Below are 19,839 nucleotides of genomic sequence, written 5' to 3'. Positions count from 1 at the left end.
TGAGTACGGTTCCCTCAAAGAAAAAATGGCCGGGAAATCCCGGCCGCTAATCAGCCCCTGAGGGCATCACACAAGGGACCATTGTAATGCTTGATATTGTAGGTGCAAGCCCGAACAGCCGTTGGGCACAGCCCGAACCATCTTCGAAGTTTCTTGCCAAACACTCGGCGCATGACGTCGGTGCGTGGCGTGAGCTTCGGTCACGGCTATTCGAGATTGCCGCCCAGCAAGGATGGACGAAGAACGACACCGGTCGGCGCATCGGCATGGCCGAGAGTTCTTTCTCCATGTGGTGCTCCGGCACGCTCGAAGGCGTTCTGGAGAATGCCAATACTTCCGTCAGCCGCTGGCTGGATACGTTCGAGGACAGCGTTGGAATGTCGTCGGCGCTGCCGCAGTCGCCGGACTTCTTCGTGACGAACGCGGCGCGCAGCATTCACGATACGCTGAAGCTCGCCCAGGCCATTTCCGGCTTTGTCACGATCACGCTCGATGCGGGCAGGGGTAAGACGTCGGCCTGCGATGCGTTTCGACGCGTCAAGTCGCATGTCTACATGGTGACGTTGCATGAGAAGGCGACGACGGTGACTGGCGCTATGAACATGCTTGCCCGTCAATTCGGTGTGCGCGTGTTTAACCAAGGCGAAGTGGTCGAGACCATTGGGGAGCGGCTGAAGCGCAGCGGATCGGCGCTGTTGATCGTGGACGAGGCGCAGCACGCCGATGGGCGGGCGGTCAACCAGTTTCGGCATTTCTCCGATCAGTACCAGACAGGCGTGGCGCTGGTCGGCAATGCCGACATCCGCCGCCGTATCAGCCAGGGCGGGCCGAACGCCGCCAGCCGCGACCAGATCGTCAGCCGCATCGATAAGAACCTGAAGCGCGATCCCGGCCGGGCCGACGATGTGCGTGCCTTTATCGAGGCATGGGGTGTTCTCGATGCAGCCAGCGTCAAGTTCCTGACCGGGCTGGGCATGAAAGGTGGCGCTTTGCGACAAATCGACCGGACGATCAAGATCGCCTGCCTCGCGGCCGGTTGCAGCGCCGCCGAGTTGAAAAAGCAGCATCTGGAAGCCGCCTGGCGCAACCGCGATGTGGAGGACATGTAATGGTCTCTGCAGTTCCAGCCAGCGTTGCATTGGACGAAGTCATCCGCGATCTCGGCCGCCACTGCGGCGCCGTCGAGGTCACCATGCCCGGCGAGGATTTCGACGGGCTGGTGAAAACGCTTTCGGCGATCAGGAGGATCGTTCTGATTGATGAACGCGAAATCGGTTCCTTCCGCCTCGCCGATGCGGCGCGGCGTAATCGTCCAATTATCGACCAGCTCGCCGCCGATCAGTTCGAGGGCTTGGCCCGCGATGTAGACGGCAAGGTCGTTCGCCCGGATTTCGGGGGGAAGCGCTGATGATCTCCGCTCTCCCTTCCGAACATGTCGCCGCGATCCGCGATGCGCTGCGGCCGCACCAGAAACGGGGCGTCGAGTTCACCCCCGACCAGATCGTTAGCTTCTGCAAGCGCCTGCGGACGGTGATCGAGATTTGCCGCGAGGTCGAGGACGAAAACCGCATTCTCGGTAAGGCGCTGCGCGAGGCCGAGGCGAAGCTTGGGCGGCCCCGGCCGCTTATCCCCGCCGCCGGCAACGTGGTGCATTTCCGGCCGCAACCCGTCTCCGGCCGGCGTGCCGTCCTCAACGTGATCCACGCCCTGACCGCCTACGAGCAGACGAAACACACGGTCGGCGAACGGGCCGCTCTTGAATATCTCCTGGCACAGGCCGCGACCTTGCGCGCGTCCGAGGTCGCCAACGCCAACCACGCCTGAAGGAACCACCCATGAAGAAAACCAAGGCGAAGGCCATCGCCCGCGTACCACAGAACCGCCAGGAGGCCGTTCAGTCGGTCGGCCGTGTCGGCGAACTGCGCCGCCTGATTGCAGGCCATAAGTCGATTGCGGAAGACAAGGTGCGGCTGGCCGGCGAGCAGCTCGAACAGGATACGGCCCTTCTCGCGCTGGAGCTGGCCGAGCACGAGCGCGGCTTGCAGACCTATTGCGAAGCCAATCGCGCCGCGCTCACCAATGACAACAAGGTCAAGTTCCACGATTTCGGGACTGGTCGGATCAACTGGCGGGCTCGACCCGCCAGCGTGCGCATCACCACCACCGTTGCGGTCGCGGTCGCGACGATCAAGCGTATGCGCCTCGGCAAGAGCTTCCTCCGCATCAAAGAGGAGATCAACAGGGAGGCGATGCTCGCCGACCCCGCACGCGCCCGCAAGATCGAGGGCGTGACCATCACGTCCGATGGCGAAGACTTCATCATCGAACCGGCAGAGATCGATGCGCCGAGCGCCATGCAGGCGGAGGCCTGAGGATGATTGCCGACCTCGAAAATCTCGTTTCAATCGTCGAGGGCAAGCTTGCCGGCCTGCCGCCGACCGGCATCGACGAACCGCGCCCCCGCCAAAAGGCATACTTCGCTGCGGCTGACGACGCCTTGCAATCCCTTGAAGACGATCACGGCGCTCGCGTCATTCGGAAACACGACGCCCAGCATATGACGCTGGGCGGCGTCAAGACGAGCTGCACCTATGGCAGCGTCGGCCTGATGCTGAACTGGAAAGCTGCCGCCGAACGGAAGATCGCGATGCTGAAGGAGCCGATCCGATGAGCAGCATCTGGATTGATCAACGCCATATGCGGCTCAAGGACTTTTCCGCCTCGGTGAAGCGGGCGAAGTCCACCGTGAAAGTCGAGATCGAGGTTTCCGAACCCGGCTCGCTCGGTTTCCTGCTCGAACAGCTCCGCGAGATCGAGCACGAACAGATCGTCGCCGACAAGAAGGCCAAGGAAGAGGCCGCTGCGGCGAAGCGCAAGAAGCCGCTCGCCCTGCCGGCTCCGCTGCTCGGCTTGCCGTATTATTCGGAGGAAAATTGATGGCTGAGAAAACCCATATCACATGGGCGGATCACACCTGGAACCCGTGGATCGGCTGCCAGAAAGTGTCGCCCGCTTGCGATGGCTGCTATGCCGAGCACCTGATGGATAAGCGGCTTGGCCGCGTCGCGTGGGGACCGCACGGCGAGCGCGTCCGCACGAGCGCCCACACCTGGAACGATCCTCTCCGTTGGGATCGGAAAGCCGCTGCGTCCGGAACCCGCCCATTCGTCTTCTGCGCCTCCCTTGCCGATATCTTCGACAACAAGGTGCCGCCGCAGTGGCGTGCAGAAGCCTTCGACGTCATGCGGCGGACGCCGCATCTGGTTTATCTGCTGCTGACCAAGCGCCCCTCGAATATCGCCCGCCTTTCGGCCGAGGCCGGTGGCTTGCCGGCCAATGCCGCCATCGGAACGACCGTTGAAGATCAGCAGCGCGCAAACCTGAATGTGCCCGACCTCCTCGAAGCCAGCGTCAAGCTGTGGAAGCTGGATATGCGGCCTCTCTTCAATTTCGTTTCGTGCGAGCCGCTGCTTGGCGATATCGACCTGACGAGCTTTCCCGAGGTCGAGGGTGGGGATTATCACATCGACGCCCTCAGTGGCCGCATATGGATGCCGGCCGGCCGAAATACCATCCCCGGCACTGGTCACATCGAGGGAGATCGCGATTATGTCGGTCTCTGCCATCGCCTTGGCTGGGTGATAACCGGCGGGGAAACGAACCAGGGCGAACATCTTGCCCGCCCCACGCATCCGGCCAGTTTTATCCGCCTTCGCGACCAGTGCGAAAAGGAGCGTGTTCCTTTTCACCACAAGCAGAACGGCGAATACCTGCCTGAGAATTGGTTCGACGCCGATCGCTTCGCCTGGCAGGCCGGGACCGATGATCCTCGCGTCCATCGGTTTGAAGACGGTACGGCCTGCATCCGCATTGGAAAGCGCCGGTCCGGACGCCTGCTTGATGGCAAGCTACACGACGCCCGCCCCATAATAGCGGCGGTCGCATGATGGCCAATCTCAACAGGCTCATTTTCGGCGGGTATCGCGCCTTGCAGATTGACGACGAGGCCGACCAGCGGGCGTTCAACCACCGCGTCACGGGTGAAAGCCGCCTCTCGTTGATGAGCGACGGGCAGAAACAGGCGGTCGCCGACGAGCTGCTCCGCTTGGGCTTCAAACCGGCTGCGAAGCGCCTTCAAGGCCAGCCCGACATGAGCGGGAAGTATTCCCCCAAGGTCCAGGCGCTCTGGATCGCCCTCTATAATCTCGGCGTGGTCAAGGATCGCCGGGACAGCGCCATCCTGGAATTCGTCAAGAGACAGGCGAAAGTGCAAGCCATGCGTTTCGTCCATCACCACGACGACGGCACGGCCGTCATCGAAGCGCTGAAGGCGCGCGCGGCCCGCGCCGGCGTCAACTGGTCGATCAAGGGCAAGGCCAAGCATGAAGAGGCTTTCGGCTGCCAGATAGCGCGAGCGCAGTGGAAGATCCTGCATCCGGCCGGCGCGCCGGATTTCTGGCCAGGCATCAACGCCATGCTCGGCAAGCCTGCATCATCCCGCTCAGTGAGCAAGGAAGAGTGGATCGCGGTCATGAACGAACTCGGCGCGCGCATCCGCCTGCAGAAGAAGGCGGGTGCGAAATGACCGACCGTGAAAAGCTCATCGCCAAAATACGCGCCCTGACCGCCAAGACCGTCGCGGCTGGCTGCACCGAAGCCGAGGCTATGGCGGCGGCCGAGAAGGTCGCCGCCCTGATGCGCGATCATGCTGTGTCGGAAACGGTCATCGACATGGAGAAGGCGTCGATCGGCGTCAAGTTCGACGTCCGGTCAATTAAGACGCGCGTCTGCACTGCTGTCGCGCATGTCACTAACTCGGCGATGGTTCATCTCCGCGAGGGGCGCGACAAGACAGTCATCTACGTTGGTGCTGCTCCCGGCCCGCAGATCGCTTGCTACCTTCACGACGTGCTTCATCGCGCCATTGAGGGCGGGGTGAAGGAATTTCGAAAGGGCGCATTTTATAAAGCGCGCCGTTCCGACAAGACACGGCGGAAAGCTGTCGAGGATTTCGTTGACGGCATGATCCGCTCCCTTGTCTGCCGGTTGCTTCTCATGTTTCGCGCCAACATCTCGACAGCCAGAGGCGATCAGGCTCGCGCAGCCTTGGACGAAATGTTTCCGAAGGCGCGGATGGTCAGGCCGAAGGAGGCAAAAGCCAGATTTGCCGACGCCACCTATGCCGGGGACCGCGCCGGCGCTCGCGTGAACTTTCGCCATGGTGTTGAGCGAGGGGGCGTTGCCGGCCTCATTGGAAAGGCAGGTGCATAATGCGCTTCGTGAAAGCCACTCGTCACGGCCCGTTCGAGGACACCAGCCGGAAGCGTGCTGCCCTTGCTCGAAAGCAGCGCATGGAACGCGAGCGGCTCCCGCTGTTTGCTGAAGTGATTGCTGAGCAGCAGCCCGACGCCGACACCGTCATGGCAAAGCGCGCGGTCCAATGGGACCAGTGGCAGCAGGAGCATCGCGATCAGCGTGCACAGCTCTGGCGTCGGGCGCGCCAGCGCCTGTTCGGCTATGGCAACAATATCCGGCTGACCTTGCGTCGGCTGTGGAACACCTGCCCTTATCCAGGCACGCCCGTTTACCTGCTTGATCTGCTGCACAGCTACGACGTTGGCCGGCTCGATCCAGAGAACCCACCGTGGATTTATCGTGGGCCTGGCTGGCAGGGTTTTGACATCACACCCATCCTTGAAAGGGCGAAGGCCCGTCAATCCGCCGAAAGGACGCGCGCAGTATGACTAAGCTGATCAGCGTCACCGACCATGCAGTCATCCGCTATCTGGAGCGCGCCCACGATTTCGACACGGGGCGCATTCGTGCCCACATCGAGCGCGTCGTATCGCGGGGTGTTGCGCTCGGCGCGTCAGGCGTCATCTTCGAAGGGGTGAAGTTCGTGCTGGTCGGTGACCGCGTGGTCACCTGCGTACCTCTTCACAAGCCTTCGATCGACAGACGCCTTCGGCCGGAGGGCCAATAGTTCATGGCCGACACGCTGCCGCTCATGTCCTGGCAAAAGCAGGTCGAGATTGATCGTCTCGCCCAGCGCCGGGCGGAGCTGTGCCAGCGGATCGAGCAATTGCGCCCGCATTGCCATCGCCGCGTCGTGTTGGTGATGAAGCTCCAGCAGTTGACCCTTGAGCAAATCCAGCTCGAAAACCAGCTTCGCAGGGACCGCCCATGAGCGACCTGCCGCTTATCATCGCCGAGATCGAGCGTATCGCCGGTTCCGAGGCCGCGCTTGAGCTTGCCATGGCCAAGGGAGGCCAGGAGATTTATGTTCCTGTTGCCGCCACGGACGATCATTGGTTGACCAGGGCCGTTGGCCTTGAGGCCGCGCGCAAAATCTGCGATCACTATCGCGGGAGCCGCATCATCATTCCGATGGCGAAGCTTTCGATGCAGCGCCGGCGGCTGATTGCAGCGCTCAAAGATGGCGCTTCCGCCGCCGAGGCTTCTGCCGCTGCGGGAATGCATATCCGCTCCGCGTATCGGGCGCGTAAGAACCACAAGGATGATCGGCAAGGTTCCCTTTTCTAAGGGCGTGCCCCTGACACTGTCAGGGGCGAGAGTGCCGACCACGATCAGCAATATGGCTCCAATCAATCGGAGCCGAACATGTCCCCCGAAAATCTGCCATCCATTTTCACGACGGAAATGCTTTGCCGCATCGGCGGGCCGGTGCCCGATGCCAAGGCAGCGAGCCGCCGTGCGCATGCCGGCGTCCTGGCTGAGCACCTGCCGGCTCTCATGCAGCGCTTCGAAATCGACCGCCCCTTGCGGATGGCTCACTTCACCGGCCAGATGGCGCATGAGAGCGACAGCTTTTGCACCATGGAGGAATATGCCAGCGGCGCGGCCTACGAAGGCCGTGCTGACCTCGGCAACCTCCATGTCGGCGATGGCAAGCGCTTCAAGGGCCGTGGTCCCTTCCAGTTGACCGGGCGGGGCAACTACCGCGCCTTCACCTCCTGGATGCGGGAGTATGTTTCCGCCGATGCGCCCGACTTCGAGGGTCGGCCGGAATTGGTGCTGGCGGATCGCTGGGTCGCTTATTCGCCCATCTATTTCTGGATCACGCGTGGCCTCAACCGTCATGCCGATCGCGACGACATTCTTGCGGTCACCCGCATCATCAACGGCGGTCGAAACGGTCTTGAAGATCGCAAGGTCAAGCTCGGCCGCGCCAAAGCCGAGATCGCCAAGGCGATGGCGAGCGCCACCCTCGATACTGGCCGCGACGAATGGCCGATCCTCCATCGCGGCTTGATGGACGATAAGGGCGTCGAGCGGCTGCAATACTGGCTTGCCAAAGCGGGCTACACGCTCGCCATCGATGGCGACTTTGGGCCGGCGACGGAGCTTGCGCTGAAGGACTGGCAGCGCCGCAAAGGCCTGCCGCCGACCGGGATCGCCAACGGCGCGACCTGGGTGATGCTGACCGGGGACTGACCTTGCGCGCGGACACCACCTTTCTCCTGGTCATGCTGGCCGCCGCTGCCGCTTTCCTCTTCCTCAATCCTCCTTCGTGGTGACGACATGCAGCTAACCCGCGTCCTGCAGAAGCCCGGCTATACGACGACACGCCAGATGCTCTGGATTTCGTTCGGCAGTTCCTGGGCAATCAATTTTGCCGTCGTCATCGGCGCGCTCCTGCGCGTACCCGAAGCCATCGAACTGGCACAGATCACCTTTCCGTCGATGGTGCTCTTGATCGCGTCGTTGCTCGGCATCCATCGCGGCTTCGGATCGGCCGACTATAGAGCGGCCGCGGCGCAGCCCCTGTCATCGGGTGCGCCACCCTACGATGCCCGCGACGATCCGGCAGGAGAAACACAATGAGCGCGCTGCTGGCCAAGGTCGGTGGGCCGCTCGTCATATTCGGAGCCATGATCCTCGCCGCCATGTTTTTGGGGGTCATGGCACTCAGCACCGTGGATCGTATGGTCGAAACCGCACGATCCTCCATGAAAGCCGAGCGCGATGCGCATTGGGCGGCCGAGATCGAGCGGAGCAATGCCGCTGCGAATGCGCAGATCGCCCAGAACCTGAAACAGACGATGGCCGCGCAGGACGCCGCCCGCGACCAGGTCGCGGCCGCCGAGCAACGGGCGCGTGAATTGGAGATCGAGAATGCTGCTCTGCCGGACGATGGCAATGGTGGTCTTGGCCGCGAGCGCGTGCGGTTGCTCAACCAGCGATGAGAAATGGGAGCCAGTTGTGCGAACCGTGATCGTCGAGCGTGAGACGCCGCCCGAAGCGAAGAGGAAGTGCGCCGCTCCGGTGGCGCTTCCCGATCGCCGTCTCTCGGAGCCCGAAACGCAGAGCTATTGGGGAGCCGACCGAACCGCTTTGCGCGTTTGCGAGGCCCGCCGCGCGGCGGCCGTCAACCCGGCCGTGACGACAACCGGAGCCGGAGAGTAATGGTTTTGGACCTCGCCATCATCTTGCCGTGGATTACGGCTGCCCTTTCGATCATCGCTTTTCTGACCGCGATCAAGAATATCCTCGGTTCTCCGGCGAAAGAAAATGCCGAGAAGATTTCAAAGCATGATCAAAAGCTCATTGAGCATGATCGGCGCATCCAGGCCGTCGAGAGCGATTTCAAGCATCTGCCCAACCGGGACACGGCACATAACCTCGAACTCGCCCTGGCTCAGATATCGGGTCGTCTGAATTCCATGGATGCCCAAATCTCCGGCCGCCTCAATGCCATGGACGAACGTCTCAATCCGATCGCCGCCACCAGCGTCCGATTGCAAGAATTCCTGCTCGATCAGGTGAAGAAGTGAAACTGACCATGGAGGTGAGAATGGAAGAAGAGGCGCGGCTGGCAATCCTGAAGGAACTGGCGAAGGAAGACAACAAGGCGATGTCGTCGGCGCGGATGCGAACCTATCTCCTGACGAAGCTGCTGATCGACAAGCCGCGCGAATGGATTGAAGAGCAATACCGCTTCCTGCAGAGCATGGATGCGGTGACCATCATCCAGGCCGAAAGCGTCAAAGTCGCGCGCCTGGCTGAGCGTGGCGAATTTCATCTTCAGGGTCTCGTCAGCATTCCCGGCGTGCAGCGCCCGAGCGGGAGATAAGCGATGAGCAGAAAGGGGCGCGGCTGGCTGTCGTCTATCGACAGGCTGCCGGACGAATGTCAGCCGATCGTCGCCTGGGCCGCCCAGGAACTGGGGAAGATGGACCGTACCCAGGTGGACGTCTATGCCGAGTTCAAGCAAAAGCTCATCGCCCTGCAGGGCGAGCAGGGCCTTGATTTCGACATTCCGCACTATCGTAGCTTCAGTCGCCATTCGACGCGGTTGGCGAACCTGTCGAAAACAATCCAGCAGGCACGCGAGATCGCATCGACCCTTGCCGATCGGTTCGATGCGGCCGGCTCCGACGATCTGACCATCATTGCAGCCGAGGCGATCAAGGCGCTGATGCTGGAAACGGCAATGGCTTCGATCGGCGGCAAGCTCACGACCAAATCGGCCATGGAATTGGGTAGTGCCCTGAAGAGCCTGGCGAGCGCCCAGGCAACTAGCGCCAACCGCCGTCTGAAGCTGGAGGCCGAGGAGCGTGCTCACCGGATCGAAACCGAGATGAAGGAGAAGGCGGAAAAAGCCCTGGATATGCTTTCATCCGAGCCCGGCATATCCAAGGAGGCCATCGCCCGCGCCAAGCGCGAATTCCTTGGTGTCCGTCCGAAGAAACCGAAGCCAGCGCCGGAAGGCAGTGACGAATGATCGCCACACCCGCACCGGGCCTGCCGCGCGGTCAATGGGTCGATCCGCCCGTGATGCCGCTCGATCCGGACGAATTGCCGGTCGAGCTGCCGCGCGGCGGCGATATCCCCGACAATCTCGATCCGTTCGAAGACGGCGTGCTGATGGAGCATCAGGCCGACTGGATCGCCGACGACAGTATCCTCAAGGTCTGCGAAAAGGGCCGTCGAACCGGCATCACATTCGCCGAGGCCCTGGACTGCACCCTGATCGCGGCGGCGCAGCGCTCGGCCGGCGGCCAGAACGTCTTTTACATCCCGGACAGCAAGCCGAAAGGCCGTGAATTCGTCGGCTATTGCGCACACTTCGCCAAAACCGTCGCCAAGGAAATGCTGACGATCGAGGACGGCATTTTCTTCGACATCCGCGAGGACGGCAGCACCCAGGCCATTTCCAGCTATATCATCCGGTTCGCCTCGGGCTTCCGCATCGAAGCCCTGTCGAGCCGGCCGGAGAACATTCGCGGTCTGCAGGGCACCGTTGTTATCGACGAAGCGGCCTTCCATCGCGACGTGTTCGCCGTGCTCGATGCCGTCAGCGCCCTGCTGATCTGGGGCGGCAAAATCCGCATCATCTCGTCTCACAACGGCATGACGAACCCGTTCAATGAGCTGATCAAGGAAGCCCGCGCCGGCAAAAACGGCTACAGCGTCCATACCTACACCTTCGGCGATGCCGTTAAGAACGGCCTCTATAAGCGCGTCTGCCTGATCAAGGGCGAGGACTGGTCGCAGGAGGAGCAGGACAAGTGGGAAGCTACGATCCGCAAGGCCTATGGCACGCGTACCGCGAAGATGCGCCAGGAGCTGGACGCGATCCCGGCCGAGGCCGAGGGCGCGGCGCTGACCAGCGTCCTGATCGAGAGCTGCATGCGCCCCGGCATTCCGGTTGTCCGCTGGGCTTGCTCGGACGATTTCAAGATGCTGCCGGAGGAGACCCGAACCGAGCAGACGAAGGCCTGGCTGAAAAAGGAAGTTGCCCCCTTGCTGGCGCGGCTCAACCCGCGCCGCCAGCATGTGTTCGGCGAGGACTTCGGCCGCAAGGGCGATGCCACCGCCATCGTGCCGATGGAAATCGGCCAGGACATGGTGCGCCGCGTGCCGTTCGTCGTCGAGCTGCACAACGTCCCCTTCGACCAGCAGCGGGAAATCCTGTTCTTCGTCGTCGATGGTTTGCCGCGTCTCGCCGGCGGTGCGCTCGACAGCGGCGGTAACGGCGCATACCTCGCCGAAAAGGCCGCCCAGCGCTACGGCTCCAAGGTTATCGAGGTGAAGTTTTCGGAAGCCTGGTACAAGACCGAAATGGCCGCCTATGTCATGGCCTTCTCCGACAAGCTGGTCTTGCTGCCCTTCGACATCGACATCCGCGACGATCACCAGGCGCTCGCCTATGTCCGGGGCTATATCAAGGTGCCCGACGATTATCGCACCAAGGGCAGCGACGGCTACGACCGCCATGGCGACACCGCGATCGCCGGCGCGCTCGCCTATTTCGCCAGCCGCGCCGATCTCGAAGCCTACGAATACACGCCGACCCGCAAGCTTGAGAGCCTGGGCGGCACGCCCATGTTCGAATCGCCCTCGATGGGCGGCCTCATCCCCAACATTTCCCGAGGGCTTCACTGATGGCCACCACGCCCCGTATCATCGACCAGTGGGGAAACCCGGTCTCCTCGGCCTCGCTGCGCAAGGAATTCGCCGCGCCGACGCTCGGCGGCATTCATTCCGTCTGGTCGGAGACGATCGTCAGCGGCCTGACGCCGATGGCGATGGCCGAGGTCCTGCGCGCCGCCGGGAACGGCTATCCGGATCGCTTCTTCGTGCTCGCCGGCGAGATGGAGGAGCGCGATCTGCACTATGCCGCCGTGCTCGGCACCCGCAAGCGCGCGATCACCGGCATCAAGCCGATCGTCGTTGCCGCCTCGAACTCTGCCGAGGACGAGATGATCGCCGATGCCGTTCGCGAGTTGATCGAGCAACCCGAGTTCGTTGACGACTACCTGACCGATCTCCTCGACGCTCTCGGCAAGGGATATTCCATCGTCGAAACGGTATGGGACCGATCCGGCAAGGACTGGTTTCCTGCCCGGTACGAATGGCGCGACCAGCGGCACTTCGTCATCGACCAGCGCGATGGCCGTACGTTGCGGTTCAAGGCTCCGGGCAACATCGAGGGCGTCGATCTGCCGCCATACCAGTTTTCCGTCCATCGCCCGAAGCTGAAAAGCGGCCTGCCAATCAAGGCCGGCCTTGCCCGTCTCGCGGCGTGGGCTTTCCTGTTCAAGTCCTACACCCTGAAGGACTGGATGGCTTTTCTGGAAATTTATGGCATGCCGCTCCGCGTCGGCCGCTATGGCACCGGCGCCAGCCTCGACGATCGGCGCGTCATGTTGCAGGCCCTGCGCGATATCTCCTCGGATGCTGCGGCGATGATCCCGAAGGAAATGGACATCGAGTTTATCGAGGCGAAGGGCGGGACCGGCAACGCCGTGTTCTCGGCCAAGGCAGAATATCTTGACCGGCAGGTATCCAAGGGCGTTCTCGGCCAGACGATGACCACCGACGACGGATCGTCGCTCGGCCAGGCCGCCGTCCATGAAAACGTCCGCCACGACATTGCCCGCGCCGATGCGCGCCAAACCGAAATCACCGCAAACCGCGATCTTGTCCGCCCGTTCGTCGATCTGAATTTTGGCCCGCGCGACAGCTATCCGCGCCTGGTCATCCCGATTGTCGAGGCCGAGGACGTCAAGTCCCTGGTGGACGCCATCGACAAGCTTGTGCCGCTCGGGCTGAAGATCAGCATGTCCGAGGTGCGCGAGCGGATCGGTTTCGACGAACCCGAAGACGGTGACGAGTTGCTTGTTCCTGCCAGCAAGACGCAAACGCCATCGGATACCGAGACTGGCGCGCCGTCCGGCAAGACGGCGACAAAACCCGACGATCTGCCGAAAGACGTCCCGGAGCCGACCAAGGCAGCGGCCCGCCTTCAGCCGCAGTGCCAGAACTGCGGCGGCTATCACGCTATCGCCTCCGACCAGACGCCGGAGCTGGACGCCCTGGTCGACGATGCGCTTGACCATTGGGAAGAGGATTTGAGCCCGATCGTGAAGCCGCTTCAAAGCCTCTTCGAACGCGCATCGAGCTATGCCGAATTGGAGGCCGGGCTTGATGACCTGGTCGCCAAGATGGATGCGGGCCCGCTCGCCGATCGGCTGGCGAAACTGCAGATGAAGGCGCGCGGCCTGGGAGACGCCGGCGATGGACGCGCCTGATCTGTTCAAGACAGCGCCGCGCGAGGTCACCCGCTATTTCGACGCCAAGGCGAACGTGCCAAGCTTCGACTGGCGCGACATCGCGCCTGCCGAACACGCCTTCAGCTTCACCGTCGCGAAATCGGCCGGCTATGACATCCTCGACGACGTCAGGGCGGCGGTCGAGGACGCCATCACCAACCGCGTGCCCTTCGAAGAGTTTAGCGCCCGCCTGACCCCGATCCTGCAGGTGAAAGGCTGGTGGGGGAAAAAGGAAGCTGCCGATCCGGCGACCGGCGAGCTGCGCGCCGTCCAGCTCGGATCGCCTCGCCGTCTGCAAACGATCTATTGGGCCAACACCGCCACGGCGCACGCGGCCGGCGAATGGGAGCGCACCCAGCGCAACAAGCGCTTCCTCCCGTTCCTGATCTATCTGCGCTCGGTTTCCGAGAACAAGCGCCTGGAGCACCTGCGCTATGTCGGCACGGTCGCGCCGGTGGACGATCCGATCTGGGATCGGCTGTATCCGCCGAACGGCTGGGGCTGCAAATGCGGCGTGCGCCAGGTATCGCGTCAACAGGCCGTCGATCTCGGCTGGGATGGCGAGGAGCCGCCGCAGCCTGCCGAACGCCCGTGGCGCAACAAGCGCACCGGCGAAACCGTCATGGTGCCGGAAGGCGTCGATCCCGGCTGGGACACCAATCCCGGCAAGCACCGCGCCGCCAACGTCTCGCGCTTCCTGACGGACCGCATCGAAACCATGCCGGCCTCGCGCCAGCGCAGCGCCATCGAGGACATCGTGTCGTCGCCGGTGCTGAAGGCATTCGCCGAGGGGCGGCTGAAGCAAGGTTTCGTGCCGGTGGCTCAGCTGCCGGCCCGCATCGTCGAGGCGATGGGGGCGGAAACGCCACTGGTTCGCCTCTCGGCCGACAGCGTTGCCCACATCCTGACGGAACATTCGGCCCGAGGTCTCAGCGTTGACGAATTCCGCGCCGCGATCTCGGTGCTCACGTCTCCGACCGCCGCCATGCGCGAGGAAGGCTCGCGTTCGGTGCGCCTGGTCGGCGCGGCGCTGGGAACGTGGTGGCGCGTCGTCGTCAAATCGGCGGCCGAGGGCAAGGAATGGTGGTTGACCAGCTTCCATCGCAAGAGCGAGGCGGAAACGCTCAAGGCGATTGAGCGGGCGAAACGCAGCGGAAGCTTGATGGAATGATGGCGCGGAGGGGCGGCACTCCCTCTCGGGTCCGACTGCTCGCCGTCCCGGTCGACCTTGCTCGCGCCTGAATGCAATATTGCCCAGAAGGTTGGCGTTTTCAAGGGCGCGGACGAAAGCGAAATAGAGGCCCGTACAGCCGCTTGGCCCGCGTGCATGCCTCGTCATAGCCCATAGGGGTTAGAAGCGCGCCCACGGGCTTCAAAAGCGCTTCAATTTTCGATCTGTTTTTGATTGGGCGGACGGATGCGCGGGGAATGTGATCCCTGCGGCTTGCCCCTGACACTGTCAGGGGCGCGGGGCTTTTGCCGCCCGGCCATTATGCCCCCATGACAACCGCCACCGCAACACCCTTTTTCACCGAATTGGCCGCCGTCGCCGACAAGCCGCCGGAGTGGATCGAGCTGTTCCCGAAGGGGCCGGCGATCGCCGCTCGTGATGGCCGGCGCTGGACGCTGGAGCCGGCGCGCGTCGTCGCGGCCTTCGCCGCCAATCAGGGGCCGCTCGCCATCGACTATGAGCACGGTCAGGCGCTGAAGGCTCCGGCCGGCGAGGAAGCGCCGGCGGCCGGCTGGATCACGGATGTCGAGGAGCGCGATGGCGCGGTCTGGGGCCGCGTCGAATGGACGGCCTCCGCCGCCCGCAAGATCGTCGAACGCGAATACCGCTTCGTTTCCCCCGACTTCGGTCACACCCGAGAGGGCGTGATCGTGCAGCTCAATGGCGCTGGCCTCGTCAATCGGCCGGCGCTGGTCATGACGGCGCTGAGCCGACAGCAACCCAACGACAAGGATACCGACATGAGCCTGAAGGCAATTGCCGCCGCGCTCGGCCTCGCTGACGATGCCGACGAAAAGGCGGTCCTGGCCGCAATCTCCGCCGGCAAAGAGCAGAGCACTGCCCTTTGCGCGCTCCTGAAGATCGATGCCGGCAGCGATGCCAGCGCGATCAATGCCGCCGTCACGGCGCTGCAGAGCGAAACCGAAACCGCGCTCGCCTCGCTGAAGGCCGCTCCGAACGCCTCCGAGCTGGCGACCGTCAAGGCCACGCTGAAGGACACCCAGACAGCGCTCGCCGCTATCCAGAAGAAGGATGCGGATCGCGAAATCGAAACCGCGCTCGACAAGGCCTCGGCCGAGGGCAAGATCACGCCAGCATCGCGCGAGAGCTATCGCGCCATGTGTGCGGCCGAAGGCGGGCTTGCACGCTTCACGGCGCTGGCCGCCACCCTGCCGGTCATCTGCGCGCCGTCGCCGCTTGGTCAGGCCGCGATCAAGACCGGCGACCCGGCCGACGATTTCAATCCCACGGCGCTCGCCTCCAAGGCGCGCAAGTACCAGGACGATCAGGCCGCGCTCGGCATCCTCGTCTCCATTTCCGAAGCCGTCGAACACGTAAAGGCCGCAGGCTGATGACCAATCCGCTTCTCACCAAGGGTTTTCGCGCGCTGGTCGCCATTGCCGGCTACCTCGTCCTGAAGCATGGCACCGGCGGCGTCACGCTCGCCACCGCGCCCACGGACGCCCTGGTCGGCGCGGCCGGCTCGATGGGCGCGCCTCAGGGCGGCATGGTCGATATCGACATGACCGGCTGGTCCGAGGTTCGCCTGGGCGGCGACGTCTCGGCCGGCGATCCGTTGACCGTCAACGGGGCCAGCAAGGCGGTCAAGGCCGTGCCGACTGCCAGCACGGTGGTTCGCACCATCGGCTTCGCCATGTCCGATGGCGCGGCCGACGACATCATTTCCTACCAGATCGCGCCCGGCATCCTCACGAAGCCGTCCGCCTGAAGCTGATTTCCCGAGGGGTTTTCCATGTCCACCGTCAATAGGCCTTTTCCTGTCGATCCGACGCTGACCGCGATTGCGATCGGCTACCGCAATCCGGCCGGCACGCTGATCTACAATCGCGTCCTTCCCGGCGTTCCCGTCCTGTCCGAACAGTTCAAGTGGACAGAATTTCCTTTGGGCCAGGGCTTCACGGTTCCTGATCTCGAAGTCGGCCGCAAGAGCCGCCCGGCCCAGGTCGAGTTCACAGCCGAGGAGCGCGACAGCTCTATCAAGGATTACGGCCTGGACGATGCCATCCCGCAATCGGACATCGATGCCGCCGCCCGTGCCCGCGCCGCCAGGCTGTCGAACATCGATCCGCGCAACATGGCCGTCGAAGGCCTGACCAACCTCGTCGAACTCGGCCGAGAGGTGCGCGCCGCCGCCGTGGTTCAAGACCCGAACAACTATGACGCCTCGCGCAAGATCGTCCTGACCGGCACGGATCGCTTCTCGGATTTCGCGAATTCCGATCCTTACGGCGTCATCGACGAAGGCATGGACAAGACGCTGGTCTATCGCCCGAACCATATCGTCATGGGCCAGCCCGTCTGGTCGAAAATCAAGCGCAATCCGAAGCTGATCAAGGCGGTGAAGGGCGGGCTGACGGAAGACGGCGCGATCACCAAGGCGCAGTTCGCCGATCTCTTTGAAATCCCGCTGGAAAACTTCCTGGTCGGCATGGCCCAGGTCAACCTTGCCCGCAAGGGACAGTCCGTCAACCTGTCCCGTGTCTGGGGCAACTCTGTCGCGCTGCTGTACCTCGATCCCAGCAAGAAGCAGGCGGATGGTTCGGTCATCTCCTGGGGCTTCACGGCAGAACTCGGCGGGCGCATTTCCGGCTCGATCCCGGATCCGGATATCGGCCTCAACGGCGGCGAGCGTGTCCGCGTCGGCGAGCGCGTGCGCGAACTGGTTGCCGCGAAGTCGGTCGGCTACCTGATCCAGAACGCCGTGCCCTGATTTCGTCGGGCGGTCGCAGAGATCGCCCGCCTGCCGGCGACACACCTCCCTGTCGCCGGCGGTTCTTTGGCAAGCGGCGCTGCCGCCTCTTTCCCAAGAACCGGAGGCCACCATGGCAAAACCCACACGCACCGCACCTGTGAAAATCCCCGAGGACATGACGCTGAACGGCTCCAACACCTTGCCGGCTCAGATCGAGATTGCCGAGGGCAAGTCCGTCCAGCTCGGCGAAGTCGTCATGCTCGCGTTTCAGAAATCCGGTCTGCAGCCGGAGGCCTGGAACGATCTGCCGGAAGCCGACCGCGATGCCGCGCTGAACCTGATGATCGAGAATATGAAGGTGGCGGCTGCTGGCGTCGGTGGCGATACGGCCGACAACAAACCGCAGGCGGGGACGACATTCGTATCCGCCGATGGCCAATCGGTGACGATCACGGCAGACCTGCCCAGCGATCGAGGCCCACGCGCCCGTCAGGAAATCCGCTATCGCGGCAAGACCTACGCACCCGGCGAATACCTGCCGGCCGACATCGACGACACGACGCTCGACGAACTCGACGACTACGACGCCATCTGACGAATACCGGGCGGGGAGCGCTGCGAGCGGCGGAGCCGGGTCAGACCGGTAGCAAGCCCGAAGCCCCACTGGCGGAAACGATGCCGCCAGAAAACAGCAGCACCAATACCTGGGGAGGTCTGGTCCCGCTCGCGAGGCGGTCAGCACCCATCGACCCGGCCTCGGCCGGATAGGGAACGTTCGAACGTAGGGGCTTAGCCCGCCTCCCACCCCATTTCGGAGCGATCATGATCTACGCCAGCCGCGAACAGTTGGAAGAGGTATGGGGAGCCGACTTCATCGGCGATCTCCTGCCTGAGGACGTCGATACCGCCGAGGCGGTCGGCGGCGCGCTCGCCCGCGCCAGCGGCGAAATCGATCTGTATCTGTCCGCCCGCTATCCGCTTCCACTCGCCGCAGCGCCGGCGGCGCTGATCACGCCCTGCGCCAACATCGCCGTCTATATGCTGGCGATCCGCCACACGGCGCTGACGACGACGATCGAAGAGCGCTACAAGCAGACGGTCGATCTCCTGAAGCGCATCGCGGACGGCAAGGCCGGCCTCGGCGAGGACGAACCGCGCGTTTCCACCGATCCCGGCACCTCCGCCGGCGGCGCATTCTTCTCGGCATCGCCGCGCATGTTCTCGCGGGAGCGCCTGCCATGAGCGGCGTCGCTTTCGAGGTCAAGGAACAGGGGCTGACCGAAGCCCTGTTGAAGATCGAGGGCATCGCCAACGCCCCGACCGAAGAACTGGCCGAAGGCATCGGCCGGCTTGTGCAGGAAAGCACTCGCAACCGTATCCGCTCGACCAAGACATCGCCGGCCGGCGCTGCCTGGAAGGCGAACCGCGCCGGCACTGCGATCCTCTATCGCTCCGGCGCGCTGGAACGCTCGATCGACTATGTTGCCAGCGCCGACAGTGTCGTCGTCGGCTCCGGCCTGGTCTATGCCCGCATTCATCAAATGGGCGGAACCATTCCTGCACGGAAGATTGAACCAAGGTCGGCTAAGGCATTGGCGTTCAAGGTCGGTGGGCGGCTCGTTTTCGCAAAGTCGGTCAACATGCCCAGCGTAACCATGCCAGCGCGCCCCTATCTCGGGCTTTCCCCTGACGATCTGACGAAGATCATTCTCGCAACCGAGTCCTGGCTCTCGGAGCTTGTCCAATGACCGGCCGCGTCGAGACCTTCCGCAGCGCTGTCGTTGCCCGCATCAAGACCATTGCGCCGGCGCTTCGCTCCGCTGAAACGCAGTTCGGCCGCTTCGACCTGGACGAACTGGAGCGCAACGTCATTCGCTGCCCGGCAGTCCGCGTCTCCGTGTTGAAGGTCACCCTGAAAGACCTGCCGGCCGGCAGCATTTCCGCCGTGCTGGATTGCGCCGCCTTCGTTGTCACCGACGGTTCTGACCGCGACGATACGGCCTGGACGCTGGCGGAGGCCATCGCCACGCAACTGCATTCTGGCCAGCTCTGGGGCCTGACCAGGCTCGGCGCACCGGAGAAGCCCAGCATCGAGCCCGTGGTTTCCGGTTCCCTGAAACAGCGCGGCGTCGCGGTCATGGCCGTGCTCTGGTCGCAGGAGCTGCGCCACCTCGGCGACAACATCTTCGACGAAGCCGGCGTCCTCCTGCAGGAGCTGTATGTCAACGGCGAGGAGATCGACCTTTCCGAGGGTGGCGACCATGCATGAGCGCGACGCCCAGGCCATCGCCCGCGAGTTTCGGAAGGTCTACAAGCATATCGACGATCAGGATCGTCGCCTGTCGAACGTCATCCTGCAGGGACCGGTCGCCGAGGTGAAGGGCGATCTCGTCCGCCTGGAGCTTGGTCCGAAGGACAAGCGCACGGGCAAGGCTTTTCTCTCGCCCTGGGTGCAGGTGCAGGAAGCGGCCGGCCAGAGCGGCACCCATTTCCCCGTCAAGAAGGGCGATCCGATGCGGCTTCTGTCGCCCAACGGCGAGATCGGCGCGGCCTCGATCGCAATCCGCGACGGCTACACCCAATCGGCCGCCAACCCGACCGACAAGAAGCAAGGCGAACTCATCATCGCCCATGACGGGCCGGTGCGCATCAAGGGCTCGGCCATCGTGCTCGAAGCCACCGGCAAAGTTGACGTCAAGGCGGCTGACCTGACGCACGACAATGTTCCGGTCGGCAAGACGCACAAGCACGACAAGGTCATTCGGGGCTCTCAGATTTCCGGCGACCCCATCCCCTGAAGACGCTTCAAAGGAGCT

Annotated in this window: 30 protein-coding genes; all 30 read left to right on the top strand. The window is 63.5% G+C overall.

The annotated features are described in order from the left end of the window. The first annotated feature begins 266 nt into the window (after positions 1-266). The 30 genes from P7F60_RS06390 (at position 267) to P7F60_RS06245 (ending at position 19,821) form a co-directional block, all read left to right on the top strand. Positions 267-1,109: an AAA family ATPase gene (locus P7F60_RS06390; protein WP_277916880.1), complete on the top strand. Its 843-nt coding sequence runs from the start codon at positions 267-269 to the stop codon at positions 1,107-1,109. Next, entirely contained in the window at positions 1,109-1,408 is a 300-nt protein-coding gene (locus tag P7F60_RS06385; protein ID WP_277916879.1) for a hypothetical protein, read from the top strand. Before P7F60_RS06390 ends, P7F60_RS06385 begins: the two co-directional genes overlap by 1 nt. Beyond that, positions 1,408-1,824, top strand: a complete 417-nt coding sequence (locus P7F60_RS06380; protein ID WP_277916878.1) for a hypothetical protein — start codon at positions 1,408-1,410, stop codon at positions 1,822-1,824. The genes P7F60_RS06385 and P7F60_RS06380 overlap by 1 nt, the downstream gene beginning before the upstream one ends. A gap of 11 nt (positions 1,825-1,835) precedes the next feature. Beyond that, on the top strand, positions 1,836-2,372 hold the full coding sequence (locus P7F60_RS06375; protein WP_277916877.1) for a host-nuclease inhibitor Gam family protein: 537 nt from the start codon (positions 1,836-1,838) through the stop codon (positions 2,370-2,372). Positions 2,373-2,374: 2 nt separating this feature from the next. After that, on the top strand, positions 2,375-2,671 hold the full coding sequence (locus P7F60_RS06370) for a hypothetical protein (protein ID WP_277916876.1): 297 nt from the start codon (positions 2,375-2,377) through the stop codon (positions 2,669-2,671). Beyond that, positions 2,668-2,937: a hypothetical protein gene (locus tag P7F60_RS06365; RefSeq protein ID WP_277916875.1), complete on the top strand. Its 270-nt coding sequence runs from the start codon at positions 2,668-2,670 to the stop codon at positions 2,935-2,937. Before P7F60_RS06370 ends, P7F60_RS06365 begins: the two co-directional genes overlap by 4 nt. Then, positions 2,937-3,947, top strand: a complete 1,011-nt coding sequence (locus P7F60_RS06360) for a DUF5131 family protein (protein WP_277916874.1) — start codon at positions 2,937-2,939, stop codon at positions 3,945-3,947. Before P7F60_RS06365 ends, P7F60_RS06360 begins: the two co-directional genes overlap by 1 nt. Beyond that, positions 3,944-4,585: a regulatory protein GemA gene (locus tag P7F60_RS06355; RefSeq protein ID WP_277916873.1), complete on the top strand. Its 642-nt coding sequence runs from the start codon at positions 3,944-3,946 to the stop codon at positions 4,583-4,585. The genes P7F60_RS06360 and P7F60_RS06355 overlap by 4 nt, the downstream gene beginning before the upstream one ends. Beyond that, positions 4,582-5,271 carry a DUF2786 domain-containing protein gene (locus P7F60_RS06350; protein WP_277916872.1) on the top strand — a complete coding sequence of 230 codons (690 nt, stop codon included), beginning with the start codon at positions 4,582-4,584 and terminating at the stop codon, positions 5,269-5,271. Before P7F60_RS06355 ends, P7F60_RS06350 begins: the two co-directional genes overlap by 4 nt. Next, positions 5,271-5,744, top strand: a complete 474-nt coding sequence (locus P7F60_RS06345) for a hypothetical protein (protein WP_277916871.1) — start codon at positions 5,271-5,273, stop codon at positions 5,742-5,744. Before P7F60_RS06350 ends, P7F60_RS06345 begins: the two co-directional genes overlap by 1 nt. After that, positions 5,741-5,983 (top strand): hypothetical protein, encoded by a 243-nt coding sequence (locus P7F60_RS06340; protein WP_277916870.1) that lies wholly within the window; start codon positions 5,741-5,743, stop codon positions 5,981-5,983. The genes P7F60_RS06345 and P7F60_RS06340 overlap by 4 nt, the downstream gene beginning before the upstream one ends. Before the next feature lie 3 nt (positions 5,984-5,986). Continuing rightward, positions 5,987-6,187 carry a hypothetical protein gene (locus P7F60_RS06335; protein ID WP_277916869.1) on the top strand — a complete coding sequence of 67 codons (201 nt, stop codon included), beginning with the start codon at positions 5,987-5,989 and terminating at the stop codon, positions 6,185-6,187. After that, positions 6,184-6,543 carry a helix-turn-helix domain-containing protein gene (locus P7F60_RS06330; protein WP_277916868.1) on the top strand — a complete coding sequence of 120 codons (360 nt, stop codon included), beginning with the start codon at positions 6,184-6,186 and terminating at the stop codon, positions 6,541-6,543. The genes P7F60_RS06335 and P7F60_RS06330 overlap by 4 nt, the downstream gene beginning before the upstream one ends. A gap of 78 nt (positions 6,544-6,621) precedes the next feature. Continuing rightward, complete coding sequence (locus P7F60_RS06325; RefSeq protein ID WP_277916867.1) at positions 6,622-7,455, top strand: peptidoglycan-binding protein; 834 nt, start codon at positions 6,622-6,624, stop codon at positions 7,453-7,455. 87 nt (positions 7,456-7,542) lie between these two features. Further along, positions 7,543-7,845 (top strand): NAD(P)+ transhydrogenase beta chain, encoded by a 303-nt coding sequence (locus P7F60_RS06320; RefSeq protein ID WP_277916866.1) that lies wholly within the window; start codon positions 7,543-7,545, stop codon positions 7,843-7,845. Further along, on the top strand, positions 7,842-8,207 hold the full coding sequence (locus P7F60_RS06315; RefSeq protein ID WP_277916865.1) for a hypothetical protein: 366 nt from the start codon (positions 7,842-7,844) through the stop codon (positions 8,205-8,207). Before P7F60_RS06320 ends, P7F60_RS06315 begins: the two co-directional genes overlap by 4 nt. 225 nt (positions 8,208-8,432) lie before the next feature. Continuing rightward, positions 8,433-8,795, top strand: a complete 363-nt coding sequence (locus tag P7F60_RS06310) for a DUF2730 family protein (RefSeq protein ID WP_277916864.1) — start codon at positions 8,433-8,435, stop codon at positions 8,793-8,795. Continuing rightward, positions 8,792-9,094, top strand: a complete 303-nt coding sequence (locus P7F60_RS06305; RefSeq protein WP_277916863.1) for a hypothetical protein — start codon at positions 8,792-8,794, stop codon at positions 9,092-9,094. Before P7F60_RS06310 ends, P7F60_RS06305 begins: the two co-directional genes overlap by 4 nt. A gap of 3 nt (positions 9,095-9,097) precedes the next feature. After that, the gene (locus P7F60_RS06300; protein WP_277916862.1) at positions 9,098-9,745 is read left to right on the top strand and encodes a phage protein Gp27 family protein; all 648 of its coding nucleotides are present in this window, start codon (positions 9,098-9,100) and stop codon (positions 9,743-9,745) included. Continuing rightward, entirely contained in the window at positions 9,742-11,409 is a 1,668-nt protein-coding gene (locus P7F60_RS06295) for a hypothetical protein (RefSeq protein WP_277916861.1), read from the top strand. The genes P7F60_RS06300 and P7F60_RS06295 overlap by 4 nt, the downstream gene beginning before the upstream one ends. Continuing rightward, on the top strand, positions 11,409-13,058 hold the full coding sequence (locus P7F60_RS06290; RefSeq protein ID WP_277916860.1) for a DUF935 domain-containing protein: 1,650 nt from the start codon (positions 11,409-11,411) through the stop codon (positions 13,056-13,058). Before P7F60_RS06295 ends, P7F60_RS06290 begins: the two co-directional genes overlap by 1 nt. After that, on the top strand, positions 13,045-14,250 hold the full coding sequence (locus P7F60_RS06285; protein ID WP_277916859.1) for a phage minor head protein: 1,206 nt from the start codon (positions 13,045-13,047) through the stop codon (positions 14,248-14,250). The genes P7F60_RS06290 and P7F60_RS06285 overlap by 14 nt, the downstream gene beginning before the upstream one ends. A gap of 329 nt (positions 14,251-14,579) precedes the next feature. Beyond that, a complete protein-coding gene (locus tag P7F60_RS06280; protein WP_277916858.1) occupies positions 14,580-15,662 on the top strand; it encodes a phage protease in 1,083 nt (360 codons plus the stop codon). Beyond that, a complete protein-coding gene (locus P7F60_RS06275; protein WP_277916857.1) occupies positions 15,662-16,039 on the top strand; it encodes a hypothetical protein in 378 nt (125 codons plus the stop codon). The genes P7F60_RS06280 and P7F60_RS06275 overlap by 1 nt, the downstream gene beginning before the upstream one ends. Positions 16,040-16,063: 24 nt before the next feature. Then, complete coding sequence (locus P7F60_RS06270) at positions 16,064-17,041, top strand: capsid protein (protein WP_277916856.1); 978 nt, start codon at positions 16,064-16,066, stop codon at positions 17,039-17,041. A 112-nt stretch (positions 17,042-17,153) separates the two neighbouring features. Further along, on the top strand, positions 17,154-17,618 hold the full coding sequence (locus tag P7F60_RS06265) for a hypothetical protein (RefSeq protein ID WP_277916855.1): 465 nt from the start codon (positions 17,154-17,156) through the stop codon (positions 17,616-17,618). Positions 17,619-17,845: 227 nt separating this feature from the next. Then, positions 17,846-18,265, top strand: coding sequence for a DUF1320 domain-containing protein (locus P7F60_RS06260; protein WP_277916854.1), 420 nt, complete (start codon positions 17,846-17,848; stop codon positions 18,263-18,265). Further along, positions 18,262-18,771, top strand: coding sequence for a phage virion morphogenesis protein (locus P7F60_RS06255; protein ID WP_277916853.1), 510 nt, complete (start codon positions 18,262-18,264; stop codon positions 18,769-18,771). Before P7F60_RS06260 ends, P7F60_RS06255 begins: the two co-directional genes overlap by 4 nt. Next, a complete protein-coding gene (locus P7F60_RS06250; protein WP_277916852.1) occupies positions 18,768-19,292 on the top strand; it encodes a hypothetical protein in 525 nt (174 codons plus the stop codon). The genes P7F60_RS06255 and P7F60_RS06250 overlap by 4 nt, the downstream gene beginning before the upstream one ends. After that, entirely contained in the window at positions 19,285-19,821 is a 537-nt protein-coding gene (locus tag P7F60_RS06245; RefSeq protein ID WP_277916851.1) for a phage baseplate protein, read from the top strand. Before P7F60_RS06250 ends, P7F60_RS06245 begins: the two co-directional genes overlap by 8 nt. Positions 19,822-19,839 lie beyond the last annotated feature (18 nt).

The organism is Rhizobium sp. YJ-22 (assembly GCF_029601685.1).
Classification (GTDB): domain Bacteria; phylum Pseudomonadota; class Alphaproteobacteria; order Rhizobiales; family Rhizobiaceae; genus Metarhizobium.
This window is presented reverse-complemented; position numbering and strand designations above follow the sequence as displayed.

Excerpts from the sequence above, each read along its gene's own strand:
- P7F60_RS06390 (WP_277916880.1), top strand. The coding sequence starts at position 267 with ATGGCCGAGAGTTCTTTCTCCATGTGGTGCTCCGGCACGCTCGAAGGC.
- P7F60_RS06385 (WP_277916879.1), top strand. The coding sequence starts at position 1,109 with ATGGTCTCTGCAGTTCCAGCCAGCGTTGCATTGGACGAAGTCATCCGC.
- P7F60_RS06380 (WP_277916878.1), top strand. The coding sequence starts at position 1,408 with ATGATCTCCGCTCTCCCTTCCGAACATGTCGCCGCGATCCGCGATGCG.
- P7F60_RS06375 (WP_277916877.1), top strand. The coding sequence starts at position 1,836 with ATGAAGAAAACCAAGGCGAAGGCCATCGCCCGCGTACCACAGAACCGC.
- P7F60_RS06370 (WP_277916876.1), top strand. The coding sequence starts at position 2,375 with ATGATTGCCGACCTCGAAAATCTCGTTTCAATCGTCGAGGGCAAGCTT.
- P7F60_RS06365 (WP_277916875.1), top strand. The coding sequence starts at position 2,668 with ATGAGCAGCATCTGGATTGATCAACGCCATATGCGGCTCAAGGACTTT.
- P7F60_RS06360 (WP_277916874.1), top strand. The coding sequence starts at position 2,937 with ATGGCTGAGAAAACCCATATCACATGGGCGGATCACACCTGGAACCCG.
- P7F60_RS06355 (WP_277916873.1), top strand. The coding sequence starts at position 3,944 with ATGATGGCCAATCTCAACAGGCTCATTTTCGGCGGGTATCGCGCCTTG.
- P7F60_RS06350 (WP_277916872.1), top strand. The coding sequence starts at position 4,582 with ATGACCGACCGTGAAAAGCTCATCGCCAAAATACGCGCCCTGACCGCC.
- P7F60_RS06345 (WP_277916871.1), top strand. The coding sequence starts at position 5,271 with ATGCGCTTCGTGAAAGCCACTCGTCACGGCCCGTTCGAGGACACCAGC.
- P7F60_RS06340 (WP_277916870.1), top strand. The coding sequence starts at position 5,741 with ATGACTAAGCTGATCAGCGTCACCGACCATGCAGTCATCCGCTATCTG.
- P7F60_RS06335 (WP_277916869.1), top strand. The coding sequence starts at position 5,987 with ATGGCCGACACGCTGCCGCTCATGTCCTGGCAAAAGCAGGTCGAGATT.
- P7F60_RS06330 (WP_277916868.1), top strand. The coding sequence starts at position 6,184 with ATGAGCGACCTGCCGCTTATCATCGCCGAGATCGAGCGTATCGCCGGT.
- P7F60_RS06325 (WP_277916867.1), top strand. The coding sequence starts at position 6,622 with ATGTCCCCCGAAAATCTGCCATCCATTTTCACGACGGAAATGCTTTGC.
- P7F60_RS06320 (WP_277916866.1), top strand. The coding sequence starts at position 7,543 with ATGCAGCTAACCCGCGTCCTGCAGAAGCCCGGCTATACGACGACACGC.
- P7F60_RS06315 (WP_277916865.1), top strand. The coding sequence starts at position 7,842 with ATGAGCGCGCTGCTGGCCAAGGTCGGTGGGCCGCTCGTCATATTCGGA.
- P7F60_RS06300 (WP_277916862.1), top strand. The coding sequence starts at position 9,098 with ATGAGCAGAAAGGGGCGCGGCTGGCTGTCGTCTATCGACAGGCTGCCG.
- P7F60_RS06295 (WP_277916861.1), top strand. The coding sequence starts at position 9,742 with ATGATCGCCACACCCGCACCGGGCCTGCCGCGCGGTCAATGGGTCGAT.
- P7F60_RS06290 (WP_277916860.1), top strand. The coding sequence starts at position 11,409 with ATGGCCACCACGCCCCGTATCATCGACCAGTGGGGAAACCCGGTCTCC.
- P7F60_RS06285 (WP_277916859.1), top strand. The coding sequence starts at position 13,045 with ATGGACGCGCCTGATCTGTTCAAGACAGCGCCGCGCGAGGTCACCCGC.
- P7F60_RS06280 (WP_277916858.1), top strand. The coding sequence starts at position 14,580 with ATGACAACCGCCACCGCAACACCCTTTTTCACCGAATTGGCCGCCGTC.
- P7F60_RS06275 (WP_277916857.1), top strand. The coding sequence starts at position 15,662 with ATGACCAATCCGCTTCTCACCAAGGGTTTTCGCGCGCTGGTCGCCATT.
- P7F60_RS06270 (WP_277916856.1), top strand. The coding sequence starts at position 16,064 with ATGTCCACCGTCAATAGGCCTTTTCCTGTCGATCCGACGCTGACCGCG.
- P7F60_RS06265 (WP_277916855.1), top strand. The coding sequence starts at position 17,154 with ATGGCAAAACCCACACGCACCGCACCTGTGAAAATCCCCGAGGACATG.
- P7F60_RS06260 (WP_277916854.1), top strand. The coding sequence starts at position 17,846 with ATGATCTACGCCAGCCGCGAACAGTTGGAAGAGGTATGGGGAGCCGAC.
- P7F60_RS06255 (WP_277916853.1), top strand. The coding sequence starts at position 18,262 with ATGAGCGGCGTCGCTTTCGAGGTCAAGGAACAGGGGCTGACCGAAGCC.
- P7F60_RS06250 (WP_277916852.1), top strand. The coding sequence starts at position 18,768 with ATGACCGGCCGCGTCGAGACCTTCCGCAGCGCTGTCGTTGCCCGCATC.
- P7F60_RS06245 (WP_277916851.1), top strand. The coding sequence starts at position 19,285 with ATGCATGAGCGCGACGCCCAGGCCATCGCCCGCGAGTTTCGGAAGGTC.